At 31.9% G+C, this 1914-nt stretch carries 3 protein-coding genes and 1 pseudogene; 3 read left to right on the plus strand and 1 reads right to left on the minus strand.

All coding sequences use genetic code 11. The annotated features are described in order from the left end of the window. Positions 1–343: 343 nt before the first annotated feature. A complete protein-coding gene (locus HZR21_RS11860; protein ID WP_072353678.1) occupies positions 344–568 on the minus strand; it encodes a FanG protein in 225 nt (74 codons plus the stop codon). Positions 569–596: 28 nt separating this feature from the next. Between HZR21_RS11860 and HZR21_RS11460 the strand changes: the two genes are divergently transcribed. The 3 genes and pseudogenes from HZR21_RS11460 to HZR21_RS11470 form a co-directional block, all read left to right on the plus strand. Continuing rightward, entirely contained in the window at positions 597–1211 is a 615-nt protein-coding gene (locus HZR21_RS11460; RefSeq protein ID WP_058147822.1) for a CadD family cadmium resistance transporter, read from the plus strand. Between the two features lie 11 nt (positions 1212–1222). Next, complete coding sequence (cadX, locus tag HZR21_RS11465) at positions 1223–1561, plus strand: Cd(II)/Zn(II)-sensing metalloregulatory transcriptional regulator CadX (RefSeq protein WP_031367148.1); 339 nt, start codon at positions 1223–1225, stop codon at positions 1559–1561. Positions 1562–1604: 43 nt separating this feature from the next. Further along, positions 1605–1790, plus strand: a pseudogene (locus HZR21_RS11470) (hypothetical protein); the annotation flags it as partial. Positions 1791–1914: the final 124 nt, after the last annotated feature.

Consider the following 1914-nt stretch of genomic DNA (forward strand, 5'->3'; position numbering starts at 1 on the left):
TTCCAAATGATTTTGAACTCAAACCCAGAATCATTAAAATATCATCACTTCTACACTCTACTACCTCAAAACCAAATTTTTTATAAAGGTGAATAGCATGTTTCCATAGCTGACACTCATAGAGATCCCTTCTCTATTTAATTCCAATAATTTTTCGACAAATACCAACATCAGTTGTTTACCAATACCTTATTATAGCACCCACAACACCTATAAAAATACCTAGTCGATTAATAAAACTTATTGATATTGACTCTTTTACAACTTTGTCACCCTGAACTTTATCTTTACTGAAGTTAAGTAAGGGGTTCACTACACGTCATTAGACGTCAAAACATTGATTTTAAGCGATTTTTGAATTTTTAAAGTTCATTACATTGCAATATAAATCAATAAGAACTCTACCTTTTACTCTACCTTTTTTAGATGAATATATCATTTGGATATTGAAGTTAAGCCCTGCTATCATTTCGATGGCAGGGCTTTTTAATATTTGGTACACTAACTTTTTATCTATATTTTGGTGGAGCTGAAGTTGACATCTACAAAGTTTAATGTTAAAATACAATCAAAAATATATTTGAATGAGGTGTTTTATGATTCAAAATGTTGTTACTTCAATAATCCTGTATTCTGGGACAGCCGTAGACTTACTTATTATCCTAATGTTATTTTTTGCCAAAAGAAAAAGCAGAAAAGACATCATTAACATATATTTAGGACAATTTCTAGGCTCTGTTAGTCTAATATTGCTAAGTTTGTTTTTTGCATTTGTCTTAGATTATATTCCTAGTAAAGAGATTTTAGGTTTGCTCGGTTTGATTCCAATTTTCCTAGGCCTCAAAGTTTTGCTTTTAGGAGATTCTGATGGAGAAGCTATTGCCAAAGAAGGTTTGAGCAAAGATAATAAAAACCTGATTTTTCTAGTCGCTATGATTACTTTTGCAAGTTGTGGTGCTGACAATATTGGTGTCTTTGTCCCATATTTTACTACCTTAAATTTAGCGAATTTGATAGTGGCTTTACTTACCTTTCTAGTCATGATTTGTCTCTTGGTTTTTTCTGCCCAAAAATTGGCACAAGTCCCTTCTGTTGAAGAAACTTTGGAAAAATATAGCAGATGGTTTATTGCCGTTGTTTATTTAGGATTGGGGATATATATCCTGATTGAAAATAACAGTTTTGACATGCTATGGACTGTGTTAGACTAGGAGAAAATATTTTGAAAAAAGATAGTATCTGCCAAGTGAATGTTATAAATCAACAAAATGTTACAACCGCCACGAACTACCTTGAAAAGGAAAAAGTCCAAAAATCACTTCACATTTTATCAAAGTTTACCGATAATAAACAGATAAATATCATCTTTTATCTCCTTGCTGTTGAAGAACTCTGTGTCTGCGATATAGCCTGTTTACTAAATCTCAGTATGGCATCTGCCTCCCACCATCTTCGTAAACTAGCCAATCAAAACATCTTGGACACTAGAAGAGAGGGGAAAATTATATATTATTTTATAAAAGATGAGGAAATCAGAGATTTTTTTAATCAACTAGGATAACAACTATTTTTACTACTTTTCCATGTTTATAGGGGGCTTATCTATGAAATTTTTTGATGAAAATTACTCACAAGAAATACCTACTCGTATCAAATGTTTAAGAAAAAAGTATAATTTAAAGCAAAGTGACCTAGGTAATGCAGGTCAAGTTAGCCAAGTTGAAAAGGGAAAGCGACAAGTTACCGCTTCAATATTGCTTTATTTGAATACTCAAACCGACTCGGACTATAAAGGGCACCTCTAATAACTACCAATTAATTCACCTCTAAATGAAATTAGAAAAAAACACAGAAAACTAAGCATAGTCTACTGTGTTTTTCTTTATGTTACAGACGCCACTTGACTGTTTATTC

The sequence above is a fragment of the Pseudolactococcus laudensis genome (genome assembly GCF_013449735.1).
Lineage (GTDB): Bacteria > Bacillota > Bacilli > Lactobacillales > Streptococcaceae > Pseudolactococcus > Pseudolactococcus laudensis.